A 26,480-nucleotide genomic window follows, 5' to 3' on the forward strand; every position below is an offset into this window, starting at 1 on the left:
CCCTTACGCCTCCAGCTTGTAGTCGGAGAAGCGCTCGCGCAGATCCTTCTTGCTGATCTTGCCGGTCGCGGTGTGCGGGATGTCATCGACGAACTCGACCGCATCGGGCAGCCACCACTTGGCGATGAGCGGTTTGAGGTGCTCGATAATGTCATCGGCGGTGACATCGGAGCCTTCGTTCCGAATCACGAACAGCACCGGACGCTCGTCCCATTTGGGATGCGGCATGCCCACACAGGCCGCTTCGGCGACATCCGGGTGGCCCACGGCGGCGTTTTCCAGCTCGACCGAGCTGATCCACTCGCCGCCCGATTTGATCACGTCCTTGGTCCGGTCTGTGAGTTGCAGCGTGCCGTCAGGGTGGATGATGCCGACATCGCCGGTGTCGAACCAGCCATCATTGCTGCTCGCGTCTTTCTCGGCCTTGAGATAGCGGCGGATGATCCACGGTCCGCGAATTTGCAGCGCGCCCGAAGTCTTGCCGTCGCGCGGCAGTTCGGTGACATTGTCGTCGAGATCGACAATGCGCAGCTCCACGCCAAAGACCGGGCGGCCCTGCATCGCGGTCTTGTCGACGCGCTCTTCGAAGCTCAGTTCTTCCCAATCGAAAGTCGGCCCGCCAACGGTGCCGATGGGCGAGGTTTCGGTCATGCCCCATGCGTGCTGGACGCGGGTGCCGTTGCGCATCAGCCGCTCGATCATAAAGCGCGGACAGGCCGAACCGCCAATGGTCGCAGCCTTGAGCGGAGGCAGGTCGAGCCCTTCCTTGTCGCAATACTGGAAATGCGCGAGCCAGACGGTCGGCACACCCGCGCTGTCAGTGACCTTCTCGCGGATCATCAGATCGTGGAGGACCGCCGGATCGTTCACGCAGGAGAACACGAATTTGATCCCCGCCATCGCGCCCGCATAGGGCAGACCCCAACTCGCCGCGTGGAACATTGGCACGACCGGCAGCATCACCGAGGCACTCGAGAAGTTGAACGCCGCCGGTTGGAGCCCTGCCATCGCGTGCATCACGGTTGAGCGGTGCTCATATTGCACACCTTTGGGATTGCCCGTCGTGCCCGAGGTGTAGCAGATCATGCAAGGATCGCGCTCGTCGCCGGTGAACCACTCATAGTTCCCATCCTGCGCGCCGATCCAGTCTTCGAACGCGGTCGTATGCTCGCCCGAATCGTAGCAGATGTAATGCTCGACCGTGGTCCAGCGGTCCTTCATCTTGTCGACGATCGGCTGGAAGGCCGCGTCATAGAGCAGCACGCGGTCTTCGGCGTGGGTGACGATATAGTCGAGCTGATCGTCGAACAGGCGCGGGTTTACGGTGTGGAGCACCCCGCCCATCCCTGCGACCCCGTACCAGCTCACCAGATGGCGCGAATGGTTCATCGCTAGGCTAGCCACACGCTCGCCCGGCTTGATCCCCAACGCCTCCAGCGCCTGCGCCATCTTGAGCGCGTCGCTGCGAATACCAGCCCAGTCAGTGCGTGTCTCGCTTCCATCAGCCCAGCGCGTCACGATCTCGCGGCCGCCGGATTCGCGCGCTGCATGATCGATCACATGGGTGATCCGCATCGACCAGTCCTGCATGGCGCCAAGCGTTTGTGTGAGCATCATCTTCTCTCCTGAAATTACCCGCTTACCGAGCGGTCTTTGCGCGCAACAATGGCGCGACAAAGCCGCCTTGGCAATCGGGCAAAACAGATGAGAAGGCAGAGGCCGGATCGCGCCGACCTCTGCCCGATCGAAGAAGTTGCCAGACGGGCGGGCTAGCGGATGAAATAGCCCGCGACATCGAACCGGCTACCGTTGCGCACCATAATTACGGTTTCGACCGAAATGGCATCCACGCCGGCGAACTTGGTCTGGAACTGAAGAACTTCGTAGTCACCTTCGGGCGCGCCCGGCAGCGTCGATAATTGCTGCACCGCGGCGAGCCTGCGATCTTCGACCGCGCCCAGCGGGCTGCGCACCGGCTCAATCACTCCGGTCCATTCCTCTAGAGTTGTCTCGTTCTGGAAGAATTCACCTCCATCTTCCCAGCTTTGCGCAAAATCGCCCGCATCAATGGACGCAAGGAAGATCTCTGCTTGATCCATCGATACTGCATCATCGGGATTGGTGGACGGCGTGCTGGCAGTGGACGAGGCATCGACTGATGGCCCGGCAGCACTGCTGGCACTGTCGCTGGCCGGGCTGGAAACAACTGCAATAACTGCGGCGGCGATTACGATAGACATGATAAGCATTCCTCCTGCGAGCCAAGTGAACCGGATTGGTCCTGCCCGCTTGGTTTGTGTGAGGATTGCATTATCCGCGCTGCTGCTATCACCCGCGACCCCGAAAGATCTGTGCGCTGGATTTTGGGGTGCCAGTCCCTCGGCATCCCGCAAGATTCTTGCGGCCTCGCGGCTGCTCGACACACCCAGTTTGCGCCGCGCATTGCGCAGGCGATCATTGATCGTATGGACCGAAAGGCCAAGAAGCGAGGCGGAGGATTTGGTGTCATGCCCCTCCAGCAGCAGCCGAAGTGCCTCCTTCTCCTTGTCGGTCAGGTCTTCGATCTCGGACGCCATTACGCAACCAGTTTGAGGTTTGCCCGGCCCCGCCCGCCGGCTCTCAGCGGTTCAAGCGCGACGTTCTCAATCCCCTCAACCTCAGCAAGCCTCTCGGCAAGCTCTCCATCGAGGACGAAATTGGTGCCTAGCCGCATATGCGCCTCTTCATCCGCACCTAGGATCAACCGCACCAGAACTTCGCCCATAGCCGTTTGGCCCGCTTGTTCGCTGGTGGAAAGCTCGAGCTTGAGATGCGCCAGCGCTTCGGCGGTGAAGATGTCCGCCTTCAGGATCATCGGGGTGCGCCCGCTGACCGAAGCAAGCGGCCGCGCGCCGCGCACGGTCAAGCGCGGAGGCTCGCCGGGATTGGGCGAATCCAGCTCGACCGTCAGCAGCACGCATTCGCCGCTGGCTGCCCATTCGGGGAATTTGTCGACCAGCGATTCCTCGAAACAGGCCGAAGAGAATTGCCCCGAAGAATCAGAGAAGTCGGCGCGAATGAACTCCGCCCCGCGTTTTGTCCGCCCCTTGCTCGCACCCTCCACCATCGCTGCGATCATGGCTGTGCCGCGACCGCCGGGAGGCGCGCCCGCTTCCATCAGGCTCTGATAGGTGCGCGCGCCTTGGGCCGAGGCGACTTCGCGATATTGCTGCACCGGATGGGCGGAGAAGTAGAAGCCGAAATTCTCGCGCTCCTTGGCCATCTGTTCGACCCGCGACCAGTCCTCGCTCGCTTGCAGGCGCAGGTCTTCTGCCGCCGCATCTTCGCCACCGAACAAGCCGCCCTGCCCGCTGGAGCGTTCCCGGATCGCGGCATCGGCCACGGCGAGCAACATATCGGCATTGGCGAACAGCGCCGCGCGGTTTGGCTCAAGCCCGTCGAGCGCGCCTGCGCAGATCAGCCCCTCTAACTGCCGCCGGTTCATCGCGCCTTGGGGAAGCCGTTCAAAGAAGTCCTTCAGGCTCTCATAGCGACCATTCGCCTCACGCTCGGCGACAATCGCTTCCATCGCCTTTTCGCCGACATTGCGGATGCCTGCGAGCGCGTATCGCACGCCATAACCATCATCGGTCTGCTCGACGGAAAAGCGCGCTTCGGATGCGTTGATATCGGGCGGCAGCACTTGCACGCCGGTGCCCTCGGCCCGCTCGACCGGATAGCGACGTGCATCATCCACGAACGCGGAGAGCTTCTCCGACTGGTGCATGTCGAAGCACATGGAGGCCGCGTAGAATTCCTCGGGATAATGCGCCTTCAGCCAAGCGGTTTGATAAGCGAGCAGAGCGTAGGCGGCGGCGTGCGATTTGTTGAAACCGTAGCCTGCGAATTTGTCGATCAAGTCGAACAGCTCGTTGGCCTGCTTCGCCTCGATATCCGAGTTTTCCTTGCAACCCTCGACGAAACGCCCGCGCTGGACGTCCATCTCGGCCTGCACCTTCTTACCCATCGCGCGGCGCAGCAGGTCAGCATCGCCAAGCGAGTATCCGGCGAGGATCTGCGCCGCCTGCATCACCTGTTCCTGATAGACGAAGATGCCGTAGGTTTCGGCGAGGATGCCTTCGAGTTTGGCATGTGGATATTCGATCGCGACTTCGCCCGCCTTGCGCTGACCGAAGAGCGGGATGTTATCCATCGGGCCGGGACGATAGAGCGAAACGAGCGCGATAATGTCGCCGAAATTGGAGGGTTTGACTGCCTTCAGCGTGCGCCGCATGCCTTCGGATTCCAGCTGGAAGACGCCGACCGTGTTACCTGCCTGCATGAGGTCGTAAACCGATTTGTCGTCAAGCGGGAGGTCGCCCAGATCAATCGTGATCCCGCGCAGCTCAAGCAGATCCACGGCCTTGCGCAGAACCGACAGCGTCTTGAGGCCGAGGAAGTCGAACTTCACCAGACCCGACGATTCCACATGCTTCATGTCGAACTGCGTCACCGGCATGTCCGAGCGCGGATCGCGGTAGAGCGGCACCAACTGCGCCAGCGGCCTGTCGCCGATCACAACGCCCGCCGCGTGGGTCGAGGAATTGCGCGGCAGACCCTCCAGCTGCATCGCCAGATCAACGAGGCGCTTCACCTCGTTGTCATTGTCATATTCGCTCTTGAAATCCGAAGCACCATTGAGCGCACGCGGCAGCGTCCACGGGTCGGTCGGGTGGTTGGGCACCATCTTGCACAGCCGGTCGACCTGACCATAGCTCATCTGCAGGATCCGCCCGCAATCGCGCAAGACCGCGCGCGCTTTCAGCTTACCGAAAGTGATGATCTGCGCGACGTGATCGGCGCCGTATTTCTCCTGCACATAGCGGATCACTTCACCGCGGCGCGTTTCGCAGAAGTCGATATCGAAGTCGGGCATCGACACACGTTCGGGGTTGAGGAAGCGTTCGAACAGCAGACCCAGCTTGATCGGATCGAGGTCGGTGATGGTCAGCGCCCATGCGACAATCGAGCCCGCGCCCGAACCACGCCCCGGACCCACCGGAATGCCCTGATCCTTGGCCCACATGATGAAGTCGGCAACGATCAGGAAGTAGCCGGGAAAGCCCATCCCGACGATGATGCCGATCTCGTAATCGAGCCGCTCGAAATAGATCGCGCGCTCTTCTTCCGACATTTCGCCATAGGGTTCGAGCCGCGCTTCGAGGCCCGCGCGCGATTGCTCGGCGAGCATCTTGGCCTCACCCTCCAGATCGCCCGCTAGGCTGGGCAGGATCGGGTCGCGGTAGGGCGGCGCATAGGCGCAGCGCTGCGCGATCACGAGCGTGTTGGCGGTCGCTTCGGGAATATCCGCGAACAGCTCCTCCATCATGCTCGCCGATTTGACGAAGCCCTGTTCGTTGGTGCGCGGGCGGTCTTCGTTCTCGATATAGGTCGAGTTGGCGATGCACAGCATGGCATCATGCGCGCGGTGCATATGCGGCTCGGCAAAGTTGGCCGGGTTGCTCGCGACCAGCGGGATTTCGCGCGCATAGGCCATGTCGAGCAGTGGCTCTTCCGCACGCTCGCACACCGGATCACCGTGGCGGGCAAGCTCGATATAAAGGCGGTTCGGGAACAGCTGCTGGAGCCGGTCAGCCAGCGCTTCGGCAGCCGGTGTCTGCTGCTCGGCGAGCAAGCGGGTCAGCGCTCCCTCGCCCGCTCCGGTCAGCGCGATCAGGCCGTCGGTGTGTCCTTCGAGTGCGGCCATCTCGACATGCGGCTCATATTCGAGCGGACGGTCCAAATGCGCCTGCGAAACGAGGTGGCACAGATTGTCGTAGCCTGCCTCGTCTTGCGCGAAGAGCGGCAGGTAATCGACCTGCTTACCCTCCGATCCTTCGCGCGCCACACCCAGCAGGGTGCCGATGATCGGTTGCACGCCCTCGCCCTTGCAAGCCCCCGCAAACATCACCGCGCCATACAGCCCGTTGCGGTCGCAAATAGCGATGGCGGGAAAGCCGCGCTCCTTCGACAATTTAGCGATAGCCTTGGGGTCGATTGCCCCTTCGAGCATCGAATAGGAGGACAACACGCGCAAGGGGATGAACGGAGCAAATGGCATGGTGCAAATATGCGCCGTGAAGGCCGCACCGCCAAGGGCGGCTTCCACAGGAATCTATTCCGTCATCCCGGACTTGATCCGGGACCCAGCTTCTTGACACAGGCGTCAGGCCCGAAGTGAGCGGGACCCCGGATCAAGTCCGGGGTGACGAAGGCGACTAAAGCAGCTTTTCGATATCCTTGGCGATTCCCGCAGGCGCGTCTTGCGGGCCATAGCGCTTCACGACTTCGCCTTCGCGGTTGATCAGGAATTTGGTGAAGTTCCACTTGATCGAAGTCGAGCCCATCAGGCCCTTCTTCTCGCTCTTCATCCAGTCATAAAGCGGCGACGCATCCGCGCCGTTCACGTCGACTTTCTGCATCAGCGGAAAGGTCACGCCGAAATTGACCTTGCAGAACTCCGCAATCTCGTCGGCATTACCCGGCTCCTGCGCGCCGAACTGATTACAGGGAAAGCCGAGCACTTCGAAATCGGAATCCTTGAACTGCTGATACAGCGCCTCAAGCCCGTCATATTGCGGAGTAAAGCCGCATTTCGACGCGGTGTTCACAACCAGCAGGACCTTGCCCTTCTTGGTCGCAAGGTCGAGCGTTTCGCCGCGATTGGTGGTGACTTGAAAATCGGCAATTGTCGTCATGGCTGGTCCCGGTCCTTCGGTCGGTAGATAAAATCGAAGCTCGTTTGCCACGAAAGGCCGTGGTCCGTCGAGGCCTCTCCGTGCTGGCGCACACTTCCGTCTGCCTGAGCCGAGTAGATCATGCGGGCCAGTATGTCGCCGCCGTTTGGCCCGACACCGTCCCAATAGCCGGTCAGCACCATCTTTGGTCCGTCCTCGCTGGTGACAACACCGCCGGTGAAATCGACCCGGCGTCCGTCGCTGCCGATCCAGAGCTGTTCCCAACGACCTGTCCGGTGATTGACCATCGACACACTTGTGCCGCCGCTTCCCTGAAACGGCATCCAGCTTTCGCGGATCGAGCATCCGCCCGAAAGCCGCTCGATCTTGCTCGTGGCAACTTGAGTTTCGCTGCCATTGGGAAAGACGTCCCATTCCCCGACCCACATATCGAACCCGTCATGCACTTCCTCTGCGCAAGCAGGCGGCGGCGGGGTTGGAGCGGGCGCAGGCGCGGTGGCCTCTGGCGCTGCCTGAAGCAGCAAGAGCGGTAATGTGAATGTGAGCATGGTAGTCCCTCCCTGTTTGCGGGAGAATATGAAACGCAGCGCAATCCGGCGCGAGGGCAATTCTGCGAATGTGCGATATCGCCCGCTAGGTGAGCACCCCGTCATGCAGCCGGACCACACGGTCCATGCGCGCGGCAAGCCGCTCATTATGCGTCGCCACCAAGGCAGCGCTGCCTTCGCCCCGCACCAGATCGAGGAACTGGCCCAGCACATTATCCGAGGTTGCCTCGTCGAGATTGCCGGTCGGTTCGTCCGCCAGCACCAATGTTGGCTGATTGGCAAGCGCACGGGCGACCGCAACGCGCTGTTGCTCACCTCCGGAAAGCTGGCTGGGCCGATGCGTCAGGCGGTGGCCAAGTCCGAGGCTGGTCAGCAGGCTTTCGGCACGCTCCTCAGCTTCGCCCTTTTCAACGCCTGCGACCATTTGCGGCATCACCACATTCTCGGTCGCGTTGAAATCGGGGAGCAGGTGGTGGAACTGATAGACGAAGCCCAGATGCTCACGCCGGATGCGGGTGCGCTGATCCGACGCCAGCTCTTCCGCCGCTTCGCCCGCAATTTCGATCGAGCCTTCAAACCCGCCCTCAAGCAGGCCGACAGCTTGGAGCATGGTCGATTTGCCCGAGCCGGACGGCCCCAGCAGCGCGACAATTTCACCGGGCATGATGTCGAGATCGACCCCGCGCAGCACTTCGATCTTCTGACCACCCTGCTCGAATGTGCGTTTCAGCCCGCGCAAAGTGACGATGGAGCCGTTCTTATTCATAGCGCAGCACCTGCACCGGATCGGTGTTGGACGCCTTGAGCGCGGGATAGAGCGTTGCAAGGAAACTCATCGAGATAGCCAGAGCTGTGATCCCGACAATTTCCCAAAGATCGACCCGCACCGGCAGGCTGGTGAGGAAGCGCACTTGCGGATCCCAGATTTGCACGCCTGTGAGGCCAGCAATCCCCTCCACAATCGGGTTGCGGAAATAGAGCAGGACAAAGCCAAGCGTTAGTCCGGCTAGCGTGCCAAGCGTCCCAACCGTCGTTCCGGTCGTTACAAAAATCTTGAGCAAGCTCCGCCGCGTTGCCCCCATCGTGCGCATGATCGCAATGTCGCGGGTCTTTGCACGCACCAGCATCACCAGGCTCGAAAGGATGTTAAAAGAGGCGACCAGCACCATGAAACTGAGAACAAAGAACATCGCAACGCGTTCGACTTCGAGAGCCTCGAACAATGCGGAGTTGATCTGCTTCCAATCTGCAATCTGCGCCCTGCCCTGCAACGCCTGTTCGACATCGCCAAGAATTTCGCCAACATTGTCGGGGTCATCGACCGTCACTTCGATCAGGCCGACCGTATCGCCCATGAGCAGCAATTTCTGAGCGTCCGACATCGGCATAATGACGAAGGTTTCGTCGAAATCGTACAGCCCGATCTCGAAGATTGCGCCGACCTCATAGGGTACCTGCCGGATCGTGGTGCCAAACGGAGTGGTCCGCCCCTGCGGGTTGATGATCGTGATCGTATCACCGACCCGCGCGCCCATATTGGCCGCGAGCCGCGCTCCGATAGCCACCTTGTCGGTGCCGGGCTGGATATCGGCAATTCTGCCCTGAAGCACCTTGTCATCAAGTTCAGCGATATCTTCTGCAGTGTTCCCGCGCACAAAGATCGCGTTGACCCGTCCGTTAAAGCTCACCAGCAAGGGCTGTTCGATAAGCGGGGAAGCGCCGGTTACGCCCTCGGTTGCGCGAACTTGGTCGAGGGTGTTCTCCCAACCCTCCAACTCGCCGCCATAGGCCTGAATGATCGCGTGGCCGTTCAGCCCAGAAAACTTGTCGAGCATTTCGGAGCGGAAGCCGCCCATTACGCTCATCACCAGAACCAGCATGGCAACCGACAGCATCACCACGCCAACGGATATGCCCGCCACCAGCGCGATGAAACCTTCGCTCTTGCCCGGCCACAGATACCGGCTTGCGATCATTCTTTCAAAAGGAGTGAGCATGAATGTCCGAACACTTGGCGACGACTGGCTTAACCGGGGCTGTAAGCTGCGAAATTGTCTCGCACAATGTGCAAACCGGCCCTCGCTGTGCGTAACGGCGCGCCTATCCGCTCGTTCTAGCCAAAAATACGGGGGCCGCAGCCCAAAGACACCTTGTAATTGATCTGTAACATCGCCATTGACCCGCCCACAGGCGGGGTGGCGCAACGGGCCTATAACGGGTGATTGGACGAGCGATGGCACAGACCGATTTCGGGCATTTTTCGGGCAACTTTACGCACCCCTTCCTCGATGAGGATGGCGACAAGCTGCGTGAGGAATGCGGCGTATTCGGCGCGATCAATTCCGAGGATGCTTCGGCGACCACCGCTTTGGGCCTGCACGCCTTGCAGCATCGCGGTCAAGAAGCGGTCGGCATCACCAGCTTTGACGGCAAGGATTTCATCTCGCGGCGAGGGCTTGGCCATGTTGCAGAGAACTTCTCCTCAGCCGAAGCCATCGCGGAACTGCCCGGATCAATGGCATCGGGCCATGTGCGCTATTCAACCACTGGCGGAGCAGGCCTTCGCAATGTGCAGCCGCTCTATGCAGAACTGGCCAGCGGCGGCTTTGCCATCGCGCATAACGGTAATATCTCGAACGCGCAGACGCTGCGCAAAGACCTCGTCGGCAAGGGTTCGATCTTCCAGTCGACGTCTGACACCGAGGTTATCATCCACCTCGTCGCAACCTCGCGCTATCCCACGGTGGCTGACCGCCTGATCGACGCGCTGCGTCTGGTCGAAGGTGCTTATGCCCTGATCGTGATGACGCCCGAAGGCATGATCGCCTGCCGTGACCCGCTGGGCATTCGTCCGCTGGTTATGGGCAAGTTGGGCGATTCGGTCCTGTTCGCATCCGAAAGCGTCGCCTTCGACGTGGTCGGCGCTGAACTGATCCGCGAAGTCGAGCCGGGCGAAATGCTTCAGGTCGATTTCAACGGCAATATCAAGAGCCTGCATCCCTTCGGCAAAACCGCCCCCCGCCCCTGCATCTTCGAACACGTCTATTTCAGCCGTCCCGACAGCTATTTCGCCGGTCAAAGCGTTTACGAGGCCCGCAAGGCCATCGGCGCGGAACTTGCGACCGAAGCACCCTGCGATGTCGATCTGGTCGTGCCGGTGCCCGATAGCGGCGTTCCGGCTGCGATCGGCTACGCGCAGCAATCGGGCGTTCCGTTCGAGCTAGGCATTATCCGTTCGCACTATGTCGGGCGCACTTTCATCCAGCCTTCCGACGCCGCGCGCCATTCGGGCGTCAAGCGCAAGCACAACGCCAATCGCGGGCTGGTCGCGGGCAAGAAGATCGTCCTCATCGACGATTCGATTGTGCGCGGGACCACCAGTTTGAAAATCGTCGAGATGATGCGCGAAGCCGGCGCGAGCGAGGTCCACTTCCGCGTCGCCAGCCCGCCCACCGCGCATTCGTGCTTCTACGGCGTCGATACGCCCGAACGCTCTAAGCTCCTCGCCGCGCGCATGGATCTGGAGCCAATGCGCGAGTTCATCAAAGCGGACAGCCTCGCTTTCATCTCGATTGACGGCCTCTATCGCGCGGTTGGATCGAAAAAGCGCGACAAGAGCTGCCCGCAATTCTGCGATGCATGCTTCACCGGCGAATATCCGACTTCGCTCACCGATCTGGCGGGCAAATCGCAGAAAGACGACGAGCTTCCCTTCACCGACGCGCCCAACACTGATTCCAGAGCAGCTTAAACCATGAGTGACGCAAAACCGCTTGCCGGGCAGACCGCGCTTGTCACCGGCGCAAGCCGCGGCATTGGCGCTGCAACCGCGATTGCGCTGGCAGAGGCCGGCGCGCATGTGATCCTGACTGCGCGCAAGGTGAAAGCGCTCGAAGAAGTCGAAGATGCGATCCACGCCAAGGGCGGCACCTCAACGATCGCCCCGATTGACCTGACCGAAGCCGATGCGATCAGCCGCCTTGCAAGTGCGATTGCGGGACGGTGGGACAAGCTTGATATTCTCGTAATATCAGGCGCCTATCTGCCAGATCTCACACCGCTTACGCAGATTGATCCCAAGCAGTTCAATCAGGCAATCATGACCAATGTCGTCGCCACGCAGGCGCTTTTGACAGGTTTCGATCCGCTGCTGCGCAATGCCGATGACGCGCGCGTCATCGGCCTGACCAGCAGCGTCGGCGCAGGGCCCCGCCCCTATTGGTCGGCCTATGGATCGACCAAGGCGGCGTTTGACAATCTGCTCGAAAGCTACGGCGCGGAAGTCGAGAAATTGAGCGGCGTTCGCGTTGCCATTATCGATCCGGGCGCGACCCGCACCGAAATGCGCGCCCGCGCCTATCCCGGCGAAAATCCCGAGAGCGTCAAAGAACCGGAAGTTGTTGCACAGCGCCTTGTCGCGCTGGCGCAAGCGGGCTTTGAAACCGGCCACCGCGAACGCGTCGACTGATTTCGCGCGAATATTAACGCCAAACGCGCGAAAATAGGTGGAAATACTGGGGTGCGTTACCGGCTCCTTAACCTTCCTCTGCAACTGAATGGCAAATGTCCCTGTGGGAATACGCAATTTCCACGGCACAGAGACCACAGGCTGATTGGAAGAAGGTTGCGAGGCTATGCCGACCGACAAAAGCAGTTATAAACTAGCAGCGCAGGAAGATCGCTGCGGGCCGCGTACGCGGCTCACAATCCCGGCGACTTTGCGCGCTTCGGGAGGCCGCGCTTTTCAAAGCGTGGTTCACGACCTTTCGATCTCCGGCTTTTCCGCCGCGTCGATCAACCGCATGCATGAAGGCCAGATGTGCTGGCTGACCCTGCCCGGCCTCGAATCGCTTCAGGCCGAGGTTGTGTGGTGGGACAATTGCATCGTTGGCTGCGCGTTCAGCGAGCTGCTGAGCCCGATCGTGCACGACAATATCCTGCAGCGTTACAGCAATACCGGCGTCTATCGCCCGATGGCGTGACGCAGTGGAGCGGGTCCCCCAACCCGCTCCCTACCCACCATTCATGCCTCAATCCGTCGCGGAAATCTTGGCCGCGATCCCGCCCCATAGCGCGCGATGATCGCTGCTGGTCGCAGTTGACCAATTGCTGACCACAGTCAGCACCAGTTCTTCGCTCGGCACAATCGTGATCGACTGTCCGAAAATGCCCTGCGCACCGTAAGCTCCGCCGGGATAGGTCCACCACTGATAGCCGTAACCAAAGCCGGTATCGCCGAAATCGACGAGCGAATCGCCAGCCTCTGCAAACCACCCCTCGGGCACGCTATCCCCGCCACCTTCGAGCGCGAACAAGCCCATGCGGGTGTAGTCCGAAAGGCTGAGCGAGAGGCAGCACCCGCCAATATTGCCGCCGCGCGGATCGCTCATCCAGAACAACCCGCCTTCGAGGCCCGCCGGTTCAACAATCTTCTCTTGCGCATATTCGGCCAATGGGAGGCCAACCGCGTTCTCGATCACAAGGCCGATGAGGTTGGTTTCGCCGGTCTTATAGACCCACTTCTCACCCGCAGGGGCCTCGCGTTCCAGCTCGCGCATTTGGGCGACGATGGCTTCTGGGCCGTGTTCGACGACAAAGCGGTTCATCGCCGCGACGTCGCTGTTCGGGTCTGTGTAATCCTCATTCCACGCAACGCCGCTGGTCATGGTCGCGATCTGGCGAACCGTAACGCCTTCATAGGCAGAGCCTGCAAGGCCGGGAACATAGGCAGTCACAGGATCATCGAGGCTGGCGATAAAGCCGTCACGCACCGCTGCGCCAAGCAGGGTCGAGGTGAAGCTTTTGGCGACCGAGAAACTGGTCCAGCGCTGGTCGGGCGCAAAGCCGCCTGCGTAATCCTCAAACCGCACGGTCCCGTTCTTGACCACCATCACGCCAACCGCGCCGGTGCTCGCCATGGCCTGACGGATTTCCGCAGCAAGCGCGTCGGGCAGAGCCTCGCCTTCGGCAAGAACGCGCGGATTGCTCGCGGCAGGCACTTCGTGTCCGGCAAACCAGCTTTCCATATCGCGGAAACGTGCAAGGCGCTGTTCGTCGGTCCAGAACAAGACTTGCAGTTCGGATGGATCACGCGGTTGCGGCTCGGTGAACTCGACCGCAGCGAGCGGCCCAGGTGCAGCATCGAGGCCCGCGGCCGCGCCATAGCTGCATCCACCAAGTGCCAGCGCGCCCAGCGAAACTGCCGCTCCCATTACTGTAAGGTTCAACCGCATCACGAATTCTCCCGTTTCAGTTCTTCACCAGAGTTACCTGATGCACATCGATATTGCCCGCGCGAAATCCGCCTTCGCAATAGGACAGATAGAATTTCCAGAGGCGGATGAAGCGCTGGTCGAAGCCCTCGGGCAGCCGTCCCTCTTCAACCGCACTGTCGAACCGTTGATGCCACGCTTTGAGCGTGTCGGCATAGTCGATCCCGAATCCGGTCTGACCCTGCCATTCAAGACCGCGTTCCTCGGCCAGAGCGCGGAATTCGCTGGATTTGATGAGCATACCGCCGGGAAAGACATAGGCCTGGATGAAGTCGACAGTTCCCGCATAGGCCTCGAATAAGTCGTCCCGCATCGCGATATACTGGATCGCCGCGCGGCCGCCGGGGGCGAGATTACGGGCAACGCAGTCCATGAAATCAGGCCAGTATTCGCGGCCCAGAGCCTCGACCATTTCGACGCTCATGATCGCATCGAACTGCCCTGCGACGTCGCGGTAGTCTTGGAGGCGGAAGTCGATGGCGGGTGAATGGTGCTCGCGCGCCCAGCTGAGCTGTTCTTCCGAAAGGCTGATCGCGGTCACATCCGCGCCCTGCTCCGCGAGATGGTGCGCGAGAGAGCCCCAACCGCAACCGATCTCCAACACGCTCTTTGGTCTGCCAAGCCGCGCCGCAATCCCTTCCATCTTGCGCAATTGCGCCGCTTCGAGACTGTCCGCGCCCATTCCCAGCGCGCTCGAATAGGTCATGCTGTCATCGAGCCATGCGCGGTAGAAATCATTGCCGAGGTCGTAATGCGCTGCGATGTTGCGCGCCGAACCTGCGCGGTTGTTGCGGTTGAGCCAATGCGCAACCCGCCCCGCCCATTTGAACACCCCAGAACTGCGCGCCATGTCGCCTAGGCTCTGCACATTGGCGGAGAACAGCGCGAACAGGGTGGATTGATCAGGGCTCTCCCACTCATCCGCCTGAAACGCCTGATAGAAACCGATCACGCCGCCCGTGGCGAGCCACAGCAGCGCGCGCCAGTCTTTCAGAGTGATCTCGGCATCGAAGCCGGGCGCGCGGCCTCCCAGCATACGCGTGGTGCCGTCGGGCAGATGCGCGATCAGCGAACCGCTTTCCAGCCCCGCATCAACCTGTTCGATGATCTTGGAAAAACCGGGAGCCACGAGGCGCGCAAAGATCCCCGGCCGCGCGGCAAAGCGCTCGCCCGAGCTTAACAGATGCTCGCCTCTCAACCCCTGCGCGTTCATACCGGCCTCTTAAGCAAGCGGGATGAGGGGCTGCAAGCGCGCAGATGCAATCCTACTCACCCTTCATAGCCCTGTAAGCCGCCAGTGCCCGCTCTCGCGCGGCACGATGCCCTATGATTTTGGCGGGATAGCCTTTGGGCAGCCTGCCAAATTCTTCCGGATCGTGGATGTAGGGTTCGTCGAGATCAGCGAGCTCGGGCACATAGGTCCGGATATAGCTTGCCGCGTCAAACTTCTCCGACTGGCTGAGCGGCGCCATGATCCGCACGAACATGTTGGAATCGACGCCGGTGCCGGCGACCCATTGCCAGTTGGTCGCGTTTGATCCGTAATCGGCATCGACCAAAGTGTCCCAGAACCACTGCTCGCCCCGTCGCCAGTCGATCAGCAGATGCTTGATGAGGAAGCTAGCCGCGATCATCCGCACGCGGTTGTGCATCCACCCGGTCTGCCACAGCTGCCGCATTCCGGCATCGACGATCGGGTAGCCAGTCTGCCCCTTTTGCCATGCTTTTAGGTCGCGCGCGGTCCCTTCATCGCTGGCCGGATCGCGCCATTTAATCCGGTCGAAATCCTCGCGGTAATTGCCCCGCGCATAGAGCGGGAATTGCGCGATCGTATTCTGCGCATAGTCGCGCCAGATCAGTTCACTTTCATAGGTCCGCCACCCGTCAGAGCGCTTGGCTTTGAAGTGGTGCCAGATCTGGACCGGGCTGATCTCGCCAAAGTGCAAATGCGGGGAAAGGCGCGAAACCTTGTCGCGCGAGGGGAGATTGCGCGCGTCGTCATAGTCATCGACGTGATCCTCCCACCAGCCAAGCTGTTCGTGCGCAGCCGCCTCGCCAACCTCCCAGAATTTACGCATCCCGCCCGCCCAGTCAGGGCGCGTGGGCAGCAGGTTCCAGTCTTCCAACGCATCGCTATCGGGCCAATTATCAGGCGAAGACAAAGTCTCCGGCTCCGGCACCATATCGCGCGGCGGGAATTGCGCCCGCACTGCGCGGCTAAACGGCGTGTAGATCTTGTACTGCCCGCCCGAACCGGTCTTCACCGATCCTATCGAATGCAGATAATTGCCATCGTAAAGCTGGAGATCGTGCTTCTCGCCCAGCGCCTTTTGCGCATTGCGCCACCACGGTTCGTAGTGACGATTGGCGTGAATGGTCTTTGCGCCCGTCTCCTTTGCAATCTTAAGCAATTCTTCGACCGTATCGCCTTTGCGCAGCACAATGCGCGCGTGTCTTTGCGCGAAGGACTTGCCGAGGCTGTCCAGCGAATGATGCAGCCACCAGCGCGACGCGCCGCCATAGGCATGGTCCTTGGCCCGCGCATCGTCGAGCACATAGACCGCGATGACGGGGCCAAGCTTTGCCGCCGCATAGAGCGCGGGGTTATCGGCAAGACGCAGATCGCGCCTAAGCCAGACTATCTGGGGTTCGCTCATAGTCTCAACACCGCATCAATCCGCGGGGATTTCATCGCAGCGGATATGCGGCAGCGCGACCGAGAACCGGTCCCGCGCGCGCGGATCGTAAAAGCGCGCATCATAGAGAACGACCGACCCGTCGCGTTCCCCTTCGGCCATCGGCGCGCGGGTCCAGAACAGAAAGGCGTCCAGTTCGGAGTTGGTCTTGCGCTCTTCTTCAAGGTCGGGGAGCGCGCATTGCACGGCTTCGGAATTGCTATAGCCATATTCGCGCGCCGTCCCGCCCCAAGCGTCGGAGATCCAGCGCCCGCTTTCGAGCCGTGCAATCCTTTCGCGCTGCCAGAAAAAGAACGGAGCAGGCGAGGAGATGTACTCGGCCGGATAGGGCTCTGAATATTTGCCGCCCGCATTGTAATCGAACCATGTGATGAGCCAGTTCGCGCCGATATAGGCGACGCCGACAGCGATCCCGATCCATGCGGGCTTGGTCCAATTCTCGCCGCCCTTCTTCTCTTTGCGCAACGACCACCAGAGCGTCAGCCCCAGGATCGCCCACAGCCAAAGGTCGATGATAAACAGCGTATCGCCGTGGAACCATGCGCTCGAAAACGGCTCGAAGAAACGGATGCCGTAGACGTTGAGCCAGTCAAACAGCGGATGGGAGAGGCAACCGATAAAGCTTAGCGCATAGAGCCATCCGAAATGCACAGGCAGGCGCTTCTCAGGCCGTTTGCCGCGCTTGGCCTGCCAACGGTCAAACGCCCAGAGTAGCCCCGCAAGTATCAACGGCAGCAGGATCAGCGCAGGCGGCCCGTGGGTGATCCCGCGCCGAAACCCAAGATGCTCCGCCCCTTCAAGCCAGAAGAAACACGCCGCATCCACATCAGGCAGGTTCGCCCCGATAATGAGCGCGGGCATGGCAAGGCCGGTCTTCTTCTTCAGACCCGCCTGCCCCATCACAGCGCCGACAAGGCTATGCGTCAGATTATCCATGAGGTTTTGCCTAGCGCGCGCTTTTCGTTCGGTCAAAGCAAGTGGCATTGCCCGCGCATTTGCATTAGCGAGGGCGCGACACGGGAGAGAGCAGAATATGACCGAGACCACCCCCTATATCCGCCCTGACATGAAGGCCTTCCTCGATGCGCTGACAGCGATGGGAGGACCAGCATTGGCGGATATGTCTCTGGCTGAGGCGCGCGCGTCCTATGTCGCGCTGCACGGTATGGCAGACCGGCCCGCGCGCACTATGGCGGTTATCCGCGATCTGACTTGCCCCGGTCCCGCCGGAGACATTCCCCTGCGGCTTTACGATACGCGCGAGAGCCGCGAGCCCGGTCCGGTTATCACATTCTATCACGGCGGCGGCTTTGTGATTGGCGACCTCGACACGCATCACAGCCTCTGCACCGAAATCGCGACATTGATGGACTTGCCGTTGGTGGCGGTCGATTACCGGCGCGCTCCTGAGCACCCCTTCCCCGCAGCGATCGAGGATTGCGAGGCGGCGACGCGCTGGATCGCCTCTTCACCCGAAGCTTTGGGCCGCGCGGCGACGGGTATCATCACCATAGGCGACAGCGCGGGCGGCACAGCGACCATTGCGGTTGGCCAGCTGTTCGCAAAGGACGCCGCAGCCGTGCCGGTTGTGCTGCAAGTGCCGATCTTCCCGCTCGCCAGCGACGCGATAGGTTCGGCAAGTCTGGAGCAGTTCGAAGATGGCTTTGTGCTGTCCAAAGCCGCCATCGAGTTCTTCGATGCTGCCTACGCCGCCGACCGCAGCGATCCGCGCGGCTTCCCCATTCTGGGAGACCACACAAGCGCCCCGCCCACAGTGCTCGCCACCGCCAGCCTCGATCCGATCCGCGATTCGGGTCGCGACTATGCCAAAGCGCTGGCAGATGCGGGTGCAGATTTTACCTTCTTGGAGATGAAGGGCGTGACCCACTCTTTCACCAATCTGCGGCAGGCAGTGCCCAGCACTCAGGGTGATCTTGAGCGCGTGATCGCAGCGATGAAGCTGATGCTCGGAGATGCCAGTTGAGCGATCTTCCCTACCGCCCCTGCGCAGGCTTCATGCTGGTCAATGCGGCAGGCCAGGTCTTTGTTGGCGAACGGATAGATCCCAGCGCGCATGGTTTCTGGCAGATGCCCCAAGGCGGGATCGACGAGGGCGAGGACCCCGAAACCGCTGCGCTGCGCGAGCTGGAAGAAGAGACGGGGATCGCATCGCATCTGGTCGAGATGATCGCCCCCGCCTCAAGACCGTTCACCTACGACCTACCGCCCGAACTGCTTGGCAAGGTGTGGAAGGGCAAATATCGCGGGCAAGTGCAGCACTGGTATCTCGGGCGGTTCCTCGGCACTGATGCCGACGTGAACCTCTCCGCGCATAATCCGGCTGAGTTCGCCGCATTCCGCTGGGTCGAGCCGGCGCAGTTGCCCGATCTGATCGTGCCGTTCAAACGCGATGTCTACGCGGCGCTTGTCGAGGAATTCACGCCGCTGATCTAGGAGCACGTGGCTCTAATTGGTGAAGCGGAATGTGATCCGCTCGCGGTCATCCTTCGCGCGTGCAGACTTAAAGGCAGAACGCGCTTCGATCCGTTCAAACCATGCATGGATGTTCGGATAACCGCGGTCGAATACCCCTTTGTCGCGCGCGGCATACATGGGGTAGACCAGCGTGATATCGGCTCCGGTAAGGTAGTCGCCGCCAAAGAAAGCTTGCTTGCCCAGATCCTCTTCCATCAGATTGAGCAAAGCTTCGTTGCGCGGGTTCAGGAACATTTTGCGCACCTGCCCGAACACCGATTTGAGCAGCGAGCTGATTGGCCACGGAGCGCGTGTTTCCAGCAGGCCCAGCACCATGGCAATGCTCTGCAAAGGCATGAACGAGCCAGGCGCAGCATGATACCAGAATAGATGCCGTGCACGATCCTTGTCGCCTGGATCGGGTGCAAGAGTGCTGTCGGGGTGCGAATCGAGCACGTAGTCAATGATCGCATTGCTCTCTGCCAGAACCAGCGTGCCGATAGTCACAACCGGCGCGGTGCCGAGCGGCGAAAGCGCCTTGTAATCGGAGGGTGCGAGGTTGGTTTCGGGATCGCGATTGTAGAGCTTCAGCTCATAAGGCTCGCCCAATTCCTCAAGCAGCCAGAGTATGCGGAAACTTTGCGAATATTCGAGGTGGTGAAGCGTCAGCATTGTTGCAGCCTTCTGTCAGTTAGCCGCAGGTCCATCCTCGGCCGTTTCAGCCGCGAGACGCGCGGGCGGTCCTTCGGCGATGCGGGCTTGCAGCGCGAGCGTTTCGGGACAATTGATCCCGCACAGGCTTTCGAGCCGGGCGAGATTGCGCTGCGCCTTTTCAAGCGCGCCTTTCTCGACCAGCGCTTCGCCCTCGCCCGAAATTGCAGCGAAATTGCCCGGATCGCGGGTCAACGCTTCGCGGTAATAGGTGATCGCCTTGCCTTGCAGCCCTTCGCGGCGCGAAGCCTGTGCCAGCTCGATCAGGATCGGCGTGTAGCCCGGATCGACGGTGAACGCGGCCTCAAACGCGTCGATCGCGGCCTGCGTGTCGCCTGCTTCAAGAGCGGCGCGACCTTCGGCAATCAGCATCGCTGCACGCGGTTCGGGAGCGCGATCATCGGCAACAGAAACGCTCGCCGTGGTGGCGAGAAACAGCGAGAGGGCAGCGGCTGCGGGCGCGAAACGCATGAAAAGCTCCTTGAAACGGTCGAGCCGGAAGGCCTGAGGCTCGCGAGATGTGCTGAGGGCCATAGACCCTAGCGCTATCACGCAGAACGCAGAATGGCGATAAAAAAGCCGTCCGTGCCGTCATGGAACGGTGTTAAGCGCATTCCCTTAGCGTTCCTGCTCCCGTGTGGCCTTCCAAGAGGTAGTTCTGCCTGTTCAGCCGTCCAACTTGGGTGGCGTTCCAAGAAAGCCTCGACCCGGTCAGCGCCCTCAGCGTCGAGCAGCGAGCAAGTGATGAAGGCAATCCGCCCGCCGGGCTTTGTGCATTCCACCGCGATATCAAGCACATGATCCTGCAAGTCTGCGAAACGTTCGAGGCGTTTGGGCGTGAGCCGCCACTTCGCCTCAGGCTTGCGCCGCCATGTGCCGGTTCCCGAACACGGAGCGTCAACCAGCACCAGATCGGCGCGCTGGCGCAGGTCGGACAGTGCTTCCATCTCAGCTTTGGGATTGAGCACGCGCCGCGTCGTATTGGTCAGGCCCGCGCGCTCCGATCTCGGACCCAGTAGGCCAAGACGGCGGGCGTCAGTGTCGCAAGCGATCAACTCGCCGGTGTTCTGCATCGCGGCGGCGAGCGCGATAGTCTTGCCACCTGCCCCTGCGCACAGATCAATCACTGTTTCGCCGGGCTGCGCAGCCGCGGCGAGGCAGGCAAGCTGGCTGCCGTGGTCCTGCACTTCGATTTGTCCGGAGCGGTAGGCCTCCCATTGCTCGACCTGCGTGCCCGCTTCGAAGCGCAGACCTGCTGGCGCGGCAAGGTGCTCGCCCGCGACTGGCAGTTCGAGCAAGTCGCGCTCTGCCTTGAGCGTGTTCACCCGGCAATCGAGCGGCGCGCGGCCCAGCATCGCGGCTTGTTCCTCGGCGGAAACGCCCGATTTGTCGAGCGCCTCGACCAGCCATTGCGGAGCCACGCCGTGCTTCGCCGGTTTCTCGTGTTTGCCAATACGCGGCGGGCCATGGGCCGAGCTGTCGAACAGCTCGGCAATGGCGGGATCGCTCTCTGCCAGCGCTAGCATCGCGGTGCGGCCAGTCGTAGGCACTTCGCTGCATTCGCGGATCGCGCGATAGACCAACTCGCGCACTGCCCGCCGGTCCTTCGATCCGGCATAGCGACGCTGTTTGAAATAGGCCGCGATCAGCCGGTCGGCGGGCGCACCGACGCTTTTGGCTCCTTCAATGGTCTGGTCGAGCAGCTCAATCGCCGCTTGCACGCGCGCTGAGGGGGTCATCGGACGGTTCTAGCGCGTGGGATAATTGGGTGCCTCTCGGGTAATGGCGACATCGTGGACGTGGCTTTCGGAAAGGCCAGCGCCGGTGATCCGCACGAATTTCGCGCGGGCCTGCAAATCTTTGATTGTGGCGGAGCCGGTATAGCCCATCGCGGCCTTCACGCCGCCGACAAGCTGATGGATCACGTCCGCCGCCGGGCCTTTGAACGGCACCTGCCCTTCGATCCCTTCGGGAACGAGTTTGAGCGCGGAAACGTCCTGCTGGAAATAGCGGTCGGCAGAGCCGCGCGCCATGGCGCCGACGCTGCCCATGCCGCGATAGGCTTTGTAAGAACGGCCTTGATAGAGGAACACTTCGCCCGGGCTTTCGGTCGTGCCAGCCAGCATCGATCCGACCATCACAGTCGATGCGCCCGCTGCCAGAGCCTTGGCCGCGTCACCCGAAGTGCGCAGGCCGCCATCGGCGATCACCGGAACGCCCGACTTGGCGGCTTCAGCAGCGCTTTCCATCACGGCGGTCAGCTGCGGCACGCCGACGCCTGCGACAACGCGGGTGGTGCAGATAGAGCCAGGGCCGATCCCGACCTTCACCGCATCCGCGCCTGCGTCGATCAAAGCGCGGGTAGCTTCGGCAGTCGCGACATTGCCTGCGACAACCTGCACCGAATTGCTGACTTCCTTGGCACGGCGAACGGCCTTGGAAACGTCCTGATTGTGGCCGTGCGCAGTGTCGATGATGATGACATCGCATTCCGCTTCGATCAGAGCTTCGGTGCGCGCAAAGCCTGCATCGCCGACCGTGGTCGCGGCGGCAACCCTCAGGCGGCCAGCAGCGTCCTTGGTCGCGTGGGGATAGTTCACCGCCTTTTCGATGTCTTTTACCGTGATAAGGCCGATGCACTTGTAGTCATCATCCACCACCAGCAGCTTTTCGATGCGGCGGGCGTGGAGCAGACGGCGCGCCTCTTCCTGACCGGTGCCCAGCGGCACGGTGGCGAGGTTCTCGGTCGTCATCAGCTCGCGCACCAGCTGCGCAGGGTTTTCGGCAAAGCGCACATCGCGATTGGTGAGAATGCCCAGCAGCTTGCCGCCGGCATCGGTCACGGGAATCCCGCTGATCCGGTTCTGGTCCATCAGCGCCTGCGCATCGCCGAGCGTCGCGTCGGGAGCGATTGTGATCGGGTTGACCACCATGCCGCTCTCATACCGCTTTACAGCGCGTGCAGCAGCGCTTTGCTGTTCAACCGTCAGATTGCGGTGGAGGACGCCAATGCCGCCCAGCTGCGCCATGACGATCGCCATGTCCGCCTCTGTCACCGTATCCATCGCGGAGGAGAGAACGGGAATGTTGAGCGCAATCTCGCGCGTCAGCTGGGTTTGGGTGTTGGCCATGCTCGGCAAAACATTGCTCTCTGCCGGTCGCAGGAGAACGTCGTCGAAGGTCAGACCAAGGGGGATATCCATGTGCACGTGAGCTTTCATCTCTAATGGAGCGAATCGTGCAGGTCCCTGTAGGGTGGCAATGCGATTGGCGCTAGGGCCGATGCGCGACTATCGACGGCCTATTGCGCCGAAAGCGGATAAAGTGTGGTGCTGGCGACACGGCGCACCAGTTCCTCGTGCAGCAACAGATCGTCGATGGCCCCGCCCAGCTCGATCCGCGAGATCTCGTCCGAAGGGCGGTGATAGTGGCTCGAAAGATAGGGGCCGAGGGTAATCTCGGACCCGAATGCAGTCGAAAGGAACACAGCCGGCACGCCTTTTTCGAGCAGAGCCCAACCATCCTGACGGCGCACAAAGCTTTCGGCGAACTCGCGGTTTCCTAGCGTGCGACCGCTTTCCTCCATCACTTGCAGGATGACTGGATCGAGCGGGGTGCGCCCTTCCCCAACAAAGCCGACCGGGCCGCCCATGGGGGCAACCGCGACTGTGTCAAAATTGAAGGCGGCGACGATGCTTTCCAGCGGCATTGGCGGCGCTTCTGCAAAGGCGCGCGCGCCGAGTAGTCCCGACTCCTCTGCGCTAGTGGCGATTACATAGATGTCACGGTCATGCGGGCCATTTGCGATAAGCCTGCGCGATAGTTCCAGCATCACAGCGATCCCGCTCGCATTGTCGATCGCGCCGTTGCAGATGACGTCCTCGGCTCCTTCGCTACCGCATTCGCCCAGATGGTCCCAGTGAGCGAGCAGCAGAACCGCGCCTGCGTCCGGCACTGCGCCGGGGAGCAGGCCGATCACGTTGGAGCTGGAAAATTCGCGCTTCGCTGTGCGGGCGTCGATGGCAATGGTTGCCTCGAGCACTTGCGGTGCGAATTCTTCAGCTCTCGTCGCTTCGACCAGCGCGGACCAAGTGCCATCGGGAAAGGCCTGCTCCATCACGGAGGCCGTGACAAAGGCAGTCAGGCGGTCGGTGGCTTCGCTTGCCAGCAATAGCTGCTCGCGTCCGTATGCGCGGCGAACATTTGTGATGGACTCTTCGTTTTCAACCACGGTGATGATTGCGGCCGGATTGGCCTCGAACAGGGTAGCGCGGCGGCGCGGGCTGACGCCGGGCTCACCCAGCATCACCACGATCTTTCCAGTGATGCTTTCAGGCGCGACGCTCCGCGCCTCGGTGCCCACAAAGACAACTTCGACCCCGTCGATCAGCGCACGGCGGCTGCCAGAAAAAGCGGACCCGCTGCTTTCGGGAACCACCACTTCACCGCGATTGGTGCGCACGATGATGCGCGATTCAAGCGCCTGCGTGCTCACCAGATCGACCGGCGCGCGCCATGCGCTGCCCGGATCGTTGGTGCCTGACTGGAAACCGGCCAGCTCCAGCTGCTCGATTATGTGAGCGACCGTCAGTTCTTCCCCTGGCGTTCCGGGTCGGCGTCCGCCGAATTCATCGCTGGCGAGCAGCGATATGTCCCGCATCAGATTGGCTTCGATCAGGTCGCGCTCAGGGGTCGGCGCAACGGCGAGCGGCGCTTTGGCGCATGCACCAAGCGCGAGGGCCGCGCATGCGGCGAGAATTAGCCCCCCTGCCCGCATCATTCGGCGGTCCAGCCCCCGTCGATGCTCCAGTTTGCACCGGTCACATTGCCCGCTTCTTCACGGCACAAAAACACCGCCAGCGCGCCGATTTCGCTGGGTTGGACAAACTTCTTGGTCGGTTGCTTGGCGAGCAGGACATCGTTGATGACCTCCTCGCGCGAAAGGCCGCGCGCTTCCATCGTGTCGGGAATTTGTCCCTCGATCAACGGCGTCCAGACATAGCCGGGCGAGATGCAGTTGGCCGTTACGCCGGTCTGCGCGAGCTCGAGAGCGACCGTTTTAGTGAAGCCGACAATGCCGTGCTTGGAAGCGTTATAAGCGCTTTTAAACGGCGAAGCTGTGAGCGAGTGCGCGCTTGCGGTGTTGATCAGCCGCCCCCAGCCCTTCGCCTTCATCCCTTCGACCGCAAGCCGCGTTGTGTGGAACGCAGCGGTGAGGTTAAGGCCAATGATCGCGTCCCATTTGTCTGTCGGGAAATCCTCGACCGGAGAGACGTGCTGCATCCCGGCATTGTTGATGAGGATATCGACCGGGCCAACCTCAGCCATCATCGCCTCGATTGCGCCCACATCGAGCAAGTTTGCACCCTGGTGGCTCGCACCCAGTTCATCGCAAATAGCAGCAATCTCGTCCGCATCGCCAAAGCCGTTGAGCACCACTTCGGCGCCTTCGGCATGGAGCGCGCGCGCCATGGCGAGGCCAATCCCCGAAGTGGAGCCTGTAATAAGTGCGCGCTTTCCCTTGAGCATTTGTGCCAACTCCTGCATTTTGCTGTTGAAACCGACATTTGCCGTGCAGCTGGCCCGTGTCCAGTCATTTGCGCGCGGCAGTCAACTAACGCTGGACCGCAAGAGCGGCCGTACATGGTTTGAAGAGGGAAAATTCGCATGCGGCTCAATCCGTTTGATACCAACAAGATCAAGGTCCGCTCCAGCACAGCAGGCGGCGGAATGCGGCGCGCAGGCGGCGTTGGATGCGGAACCATTGTGATCGCATTGATTGCCGCGGTGGTCTTCGGGGTCGATCCGGGTCAAACCATCGCGGTCCTTGGCGGCGCGGATCAGCAGCAGGGCGCACCAACATCGCAGTCCGGCGACCTGACCGAGCAGCAGATTTGCACCAGCGGACCGTACGCGCAGGAAGCCTGCGAAGCGCTGACCAGCCTCAACGAGACATGGGAACCCGAATTCCGCAGCGCAGGCATCGGTTTCGAACAGCCCGTGCTCGACTTGTATCGCGACGGGCGCGTTTCCACTAAGGGCTGCGGCAATGCGAGCGCGGCGGCGGGCCCGTTCTACTGCCCGGCTGATTACGGCATCTATATCGACGTGCGCTTCTACGATCAGCTTGCGCAGATCAGCGGAACCGGCGGTGATTTTGCGCGGCTTTATGTGATCGCGCATGAATATGGCCATCACATCCAGAACCTGACCGGCCTCGCATCGCAGGTCCGCAGCGCGCAAGCCGCCAATCCGCGTCAGGCCAATCAGCTGCAAGTCAGCATGGAATTGCAGGCCGATTGCTACGCAGGTGTCTGGGCGGGCAAGAACCGCAGGCTGATCGAACGCGGCGATATGGAAGAAGGCCTGCGCGCCGCCAGCGCCATCGGCGATGACACGATCATGAGCCGCGCCGGACAGCGCATCAGTCCCGAAAACTTCACCCACGGCACCAGCAGGCAGCGCATGGAAGCGCTCCGGCGAGGTTTGGAGAGCGCCAATGACAGTGTTTGCGACGTCTATTTCGACGATTACCGTTAAGGCCGCGCTTTCGGCGGCCATGCTGGCGCTTCTGGCCGCCTCCCCCGCGCATGCCCAGATGCTGGAGGAAGAGCCCGATGTCGAAGACGTCGCGCGTACGCCGCTCGAAGATTTCAACATCGACAGCGACGACATCCCCGAGGTGCTCGTTATCGCGGCGCAAGACCCCTACGCCGCTGACGGTCTAATCAGTTGCAATGACATTGTCGGCGAAGTCGCAGCGCTCGATCAGGTGCTGGGCGCGGACTTCGATCTGGCAGTGGATGAAGAAGGCCGCCGCATCAGCCGCGGGCGTATCGCGAAAAGTGTGATCGGCTCCTTCGTCCCCTTTCGCGGGATCGTGCGAGAAGTTTCCGGAGCCAATGCGAGGCGGCGCGAGGTCAACACCGCGATCACCGCAGGCATGGTGCGGCGCGGTTTCCTGAAAGGTCTGGGACAACAGCGCGGGTGCGACTACCCGGCTTCCCCGCGCCCCGAAGAGGCCGAGTAGCGCGCACAACG

24 protein-coding genes are annotated in these 26,480 nt (G+C 61.5%); 7 read left to right on the top strand and 17 right to left on the bottom strand.

The annotated features are described in order from the left end of the window. Positions 1 to 3: 3 nt before the first annotated feature. The 7 genes from Q0887_RS05045 to Q0887_RS05075 all read right to left on the bottom strand — a co-directional run bounded on the left by Q0887_RS05045 (position 4) and on the right by Q0887_RS05075 (position 9,282). Positions 4 to 1,617 carry a long-chain fatty acid--CoA ligase gene (locus Q0887_RS05045; protein ID WP_299192863.1) on the bottom strand — a complete coding sequence of 538 codons (1,614 nt, stop codon included), beginning with the start codon at positions 1,615 to 1,617 and terminating at the stop codon, positions 4 to 6. Positions 1,618 to 1,769: 152 nt separating this feature from the next. After that, positions 1,770 to 2,576, bottom strand: coding sequence for a DUF4019 domain-containing protein (locus tag Q0887_RS05050; protein ID WP_299192865.1), 807 nt, complete (start codon positions 2,574 to 2,576; stop codon positions 1,770 to 1,772). After that, positions 2,576 to 6,100 carry a DNA polymerase III subunit alpha gene (gene dnaE, locus Q0887_RS05055; protein WP_299195240.1) on the bottom strand — a complete coding sequence of 1,175 codons (3,525 nt, stop codon included), beginning with the start codon at positions 6,098 to 6,100 and terminating at the stop codon, positions 2,576 to 2,578. The genes Q0887_RS05050 and dnaE overlap by 1 nt, the downstream gene beginning before the upstream one ends. Before the next feature lie 157 nt (positions 6,101 to 6,257). Further along, entirely contained in the window at positions 6,258 to 6,737 is a 480-nt protein-coding gene (locus Q0887_RS05060; protein WP_299192866.1) for a glutathione peroxidase, read from the bottom strand. Continuing rightward, complete coding sequence (locus Q0887_RS05065) at positions 6,734 to 7,285, bottom strand: hypothetical protein (RefSeq protein ID WP_299192867.1); 552 nt, start codon at positions 7,283 to 7,285, stop codon at positions 6,734 to 6,736. Before Q0887_RS05065 ends, Q0887_RS05060 begins: the two co-directional genes overlap by 4 nt. 85 nt (positions 7,286 to 7,370) lie before the next feature. Further along, positions 7,371 to 8,051, bottom strand: coding sequence for an ABC transporter ATP-binding protein (locus tag Q0887_RS05070; protein WP_299192869.1), 681 nt, complete (start codon positions 8,049 to 8,051; stop codon positions 7,371 to 7,373). Further along, the gene (locus Q0887_RS05075; RefSeq protein WP_299192870.1) at positions 8,044 to 9,282 is read right to left on the bottom strand and encodes a lipoprotein-releasing ABC transporter permease subunit; all 1,239 of its coding nucleotides are present in this window, start codon (positions 9,280 to 9,282) and stop codon (positions 8,044 to 8,046) included. The genes Q0887_RS05070 and Q0887_RS05075 overlap by 8 nt, the downstream gene beginning before the upstream one ends. A gap of 236 nt (positions 9,283 to 9,518) precedes the next feature. On the opposite strand from Q0887_RS05075, the gene purF reads away from it, so the two are divergent. From purF to Q0887_RS05090, 3 genes are all read left to right on the top strand, one after another. Then, entirely contained in the window at positions 9,519 to 11,036 is a 1,518-nt protein-coding gene (purF, locus tag Q0887_RS05080) for an amidophosphoribosyltransferase (RefSeq protein ID WP_299192873.1), read from the top strand. 3 nt (positions 11,037 to 11,039) lie between these two features. After that, entirely contained in the window at positions 11,040 to 11,753 is a 714-nt protein-coding gene (locus Q0887_RS05085; protein WP_299192875.1) for an SDR family NAD(P)-dependent oxidoreductase, read from the top strand. 166 nt (positions 11,754 to 11,919) lie between these two features. Continuing rightward, on the top strand, positions 11,920 to 12,267 hold the full coding sequence (locus Q0887_RS05090; protein WP_299192876.1) for a PilZ domain-containing protein: 348 nt from the start codon (positions 11,920 to 11,922) through the stop codon (positions 12,265 to 12,267). 48 nt (positions 12,268 to 12,315) lie between these two features. Here Q0887_RS05090 and Q0887_RS05095 read toward each other — a convergent pair whose 3' ends face one another. From Q0887_RS05095 to Q0887_RS05110, 4 genes are read right to left on the bottom strand one after another with little or no spacing between them, the layout of a single operon-like run. Continuing rightward, positions 12,316 to 13,518, bottom strand: coding sequence for a serine hydrolase domain-containing protein (locus Q0887_RS05095; protein ID WP_299192878.1), 1,203 nt, complete (start codon positions 13,516 to 13,518; stop codon positions 12,316 to 12,318). Positions 13,519 to 13,534: 16 nt separating this feature from the next. Continuing rightward, positions 13,535 to 14,770 (bottom strand): cyclopropane-fatty-acyl-phospholipid synthase family protein, encoded by a 1,236-nt coding sequence (locus tag Q0887_RS05100; protein WP_299192880.1) that lies wholly within the window; start codon positions 14,768 to 14,770, stop codon positions 13,535 to 13,537. A gap of 52 nt (positions 14,771 to 14,822) precedes the next feature. Next, positions 14,823 to 16,214 (bottom strand): deoxyribodipyrimidine photo-lyase, encoded by a 1,392-nt coding sequence (locus tag Q0887_RS05105; RefSeq protein ID WP_299192881.1) that lies wholly within the window; start codon positions 16,212 to 16,214, stop codon positions 14,823 to 14,825. A 15-nt stretch (positions 16,215 to 16,229) separates the two neighbouring features. Continuing rightward, positions 16,230 to 17,189: a metal-dependent hydrolase gene (locus Q0887_RS05110; protein ID WP_299192883.1), complete on the bottom strand. Its 960-nt coding sequence runs from the start codon at positions 17,187 to 17,189 to the stop codon at positions 16,230 to 16,232. Positions 17,190 to 17,286: 97 nt separating this feature from the next. Here Q0887_RS05110 and Q0887_RS05115 point away from each other — a divergent pair, with 97 nt between their 5' ends. Together Q0887_RS05115 and Q0887_RS05120 are read left to right on the top strand one after the other, a co-directional pair. Next, a complete protein-coding gene (locus Q0887_RS05115) occupies positions 17,287 to 18,237 on the top strand; it encodes an alpha/beta hydrolase (protein ID WP_299192885.1) in 951 nt (316 codons plus the stop codon). Continuing rightward, on the top strand, positions 18,234 to 18,707 hold the full coding sequence (locus Q0887_RS05120; RefSeq protein WP_299192887.1) for an RNA pyrophosphohydrolase: 474 nt from the start codon (positions 18,234 to 18,236) through the stop codon (positions 18,705 to 18,707). Before Q0887_RS05115 ends, Q0887_RS05120 begins: the two co-directional genes overlap by 4 nt. Before the next feature lie 12 nt (positions 18,708 to 18,719). On the opposite strand, the gene Q0887_RS05125 is transcribed toward Q0887_RS05120, so the two are convergent. The 6 genes from Q0887_RS05125 to Q0887_RS05150 form a co-directional block, all read right to left on the bottom strand. Continuing rightward, entirely contained in the window at positions 18,720 to 19,400 is a 681-nt protein-coding gene (locus Q0887_RS05125) for a glutathione S-transferase family protein (RefSeq protein ID WP_299192889.1), read from the bottom strand. A gap of 15 nt (positions 19,401 to 19,415) precedes the next feature. Further along, the gene (locus Q0887_RS05130; RefSeq protein WP_299192891.1) at positions 19,416 to 19,973 is read right to left on the bottom strand and encodes a tetratricopeptide repeat protein; all 558 of its coding nucleotides are present in this window, start codon (positions 19,971 to 19,973) and stop codon (positions 19,416 to 19,418) included. A 14-nt stretch (positions 19,974 to 19,987) separates the two neighbouring features. Then, positions 19,988 to 21,178 carry an RsmB/NOP family class I SAM-dependent RNA methyltransferase gene (locus tag Q0887_RS05135; RefSeq protein WP_299192893.1) on the bottom strand — a complete coding sequence of 397 codons (1,191 nt, stop codon included), beginning with the start codon at positions 21,176 to 21,178 and terminating at the stop codon, positions 19,988 to 19,990. Between the two features lie 9 nt (positions 21,179 to 21,187). Next, positions 21,188 to 22,642, bottom strand: coding sequence for an IMP dehydrogenase (gene guaB / locus Q0887_RS05140; protein WP_299192894.1), 1,455 nt, complete (start codon positions 22,640 to 22,642; stop codon positions 21,188 to 21,190). 98 nt (positions 22,643 to 22,740) lie between these two features. Then, entirely contained in the window at positions 22,741 to 24,219 is a 1,479-nt protein-coding gene (locus tag Q0887_RS05145; protein WP_299192896.1) for a M20/M25/M40 family metallo-hydrolase, read from the bottom strand. Then, positions 24,216 to 24,968 (bottom strand): 3-hydroxybutyrate dehydrogenase, encoded by a 753-nt coding sequence (locus tag Q0887_RS05150; RefSeq protein ID WP_299192898.1) that lies wholly within the window; start codon positions 24,966 to 24,968, stop codon positions 24,216 to 24,218. Before Q0887_RS05150 ends, Q0887_RS05145 begins: the two co-directional genes overlap by 4 nt. Before the next feature lie 138 nt (positions 24,969 to 25,106). On the opposite strand from Q0887_RS05150, the gene Q0887_RS05155 reads away from it, so the two are divergent. Then, on the top strand, positions 25,107 to 25,979 hold the full coding sequence (locus Q0887_RS05155) for a neutral zinc metallopeptidase (RefSeq protein WP_299192899.1): 873 nt from the start codon (positions 25,107 to 25,109) through the stop codon (positions 25,977 to 25,979). Then, on the top strand, positions 25,939 to 26,469 hold the full coding sequence (locus Q0887_RS05160) for a hypothetical protein (protein ID WP_299192900.1): 531 nt from the start codon (positions 25,939 to 25,941) through the stop codon (positions 26,467 to 26,469). Before Q0887_RS05155 ends, Q0887_RS05160 begins: the two co-directional genes overlap by 41 nt. Positions 26,470 to 26,480: the final 11 nt, after the last annotated feature.

The sequence above is a fragment of the uncultured Erythrobacter sp. genome, from assembly GCF_947492365.1.
GTDB lineage: Bacteria > Pseudomonadota > Alphaproteobacteria > Sphingomonadales > Sphingomonadaceae > Erythrobacter.

Coding starts and splice junctions, on each gene's coding strand:
- Q0887_RS05045 (WP_299192863.1), bottom strand. CDS start 1,617: ATGATGCTCACACAAACGCTTGGCGCCATGCAGGACTGGTCGATGCGG.
- Q0887_RS05050 (WP_299192865.1), bottom strand. CDS start 2,576: ATGGCGTCCGAGATCGAAGACCTGACCGACAAGGAGAAGGAGGCACTT.
- dnaE (WP_299195240.1), bottom strand. CDS start 6,100: ATGCCATTTGCTCCGTTCATCCCCTTGCGCGTGTTGTCCTCCTATTCG.
- Q0887_RS05060 (WP_299192866.1), bottom strand. CDS start 6,737: ATGACGACAATTGCCGATTTTCAAGTCACCACCAATCGCGGCGAAACG.
- Q0887_RS05065 (WP_299192867.1), bottom strand. CDS start 7,285: ATGCTCACATTCACATTACCGCTCTTGCTGCTTCAGGCAGCGCCAGAG.
- Q0887_RS05070 (WP_299192869.1), bottom strand. CDS start 8,051: ATGAATAAGAACGGCTCCATCGTCACTTTGCGCGGGCTGAAACGCACA.
- Q0887_RS05075 (WP_299192870.1), bottom strand. CDS start 9,282: ATGCTCACTCCTTTTGAAAGAATGATCGCAAGCCGGTATCTGTGGCCG.
- purF (WP_299192873.1), top strand. CDS start 9,519: ATGGCACAGACCGATTTCGGGCATTTTTCGGGCAACTTTACGCACCCC.
- Q0887_RS05085 (WP_299192875.1), top strand. CDS start 11,040: ATGAGTGACGCAAAACCGCTTGCCGGGCAGACCGCGCTTGTCACCGGC.
- Q0887_RS05090 (WP_299192876.1), top strand. CDS start 11,920: ATGCCGACCGACAAAAGCAGTTATAAACTAGCAGCGCAGGAAGATCGC.
- Q0887_RS05095 (WP_299192878.1), bottom strand. CDS start 13,518: ATGCGGTTGAACCTTACAGTAATGGGAGCGGCAGTTTCGCTGGGCGCG.
- Q0887_RS05100 (WP_299192880.1), bottom strand. CDS start 14,770: ATGAACGCGCAGGGGTTGAGAGGCGAGCATCTGTTAAGCTCGGGCGAG.
- Q0887_RS05105 (WP_299192881.1), bottom strand. CDS start 16,214: ATGAGCGAACCCCAGATAGTCTGGCTTAGGCGCGATCTGCGTCTTGCC.
- Q0887_RS05110 (WP_299192883.1), bottom strand. CDS start 17,189: ATGGATAATCTGACGCATAGCCTTGTCGGCGCTGTGATGGGGCAGGCG.
- Q0887_RS05115 (WP_299192885.1), top strand. CDS start 17,287: ATGACCGAGACCACCCCCTATATCCGCCCTGACATGAAGGCCTTCCTC.
- Q0887_RS05125 (WP_299192889.1), bottom strand. CDS start 19,400: ATGCTGACGCTTCACCACCTCGAATATTCGCAAAGTTTCCGCATACTC.
- Q0887_RS05130 (WP_299192891.1), bottom strand. CDS start 19,973: ATGGCCCTCAGCACATCTCGCGAGCCTCAGGCCTTCCGGCTCGACCGT.
- Q0887_RS05135 (WP_299192893.1), bottom strand. CDS start 21,178: ATGACCCCCTCAGCGCGCGTGCAAGCGGCGATTGAGCTGCTCGACCAG.
- guaB (WP_299192894.1), bottom strand. CDS start 22,642: ATGGATATCCCCCTTGGTCTGACCTTCGACGACGTTCTCCTGCGACCG.
- Q0887_RS05145 (WP_299192896.1), bottom strand. CDS start 24,219: ATGATGCGGGCAGGGGGGCTAATTCTCGCCGCATGCGCGGCCCTCGCG.
- Q0887_RS05150 (WP_299192898.1), bottom strand. CDS start 24,968: ATGCTCAAGGGAAAGCGCGCACTTATTACAGGCTCCACTTCGGGGATT.
- Q0887_RS05155 (WP_299192899.1), top strand. CDS start 25,107: ATGCGGCTCAATCCGTTTGATACCAACAAGATCAAGGTCCGCTCCAGC.
- Q0887_RS05160 (WP_299192900.1), top strand. CDS start 25,939: ATGACAGTGTTTGCGACGTCTATTTCGACGATTACCGTTAAGGCCGCG.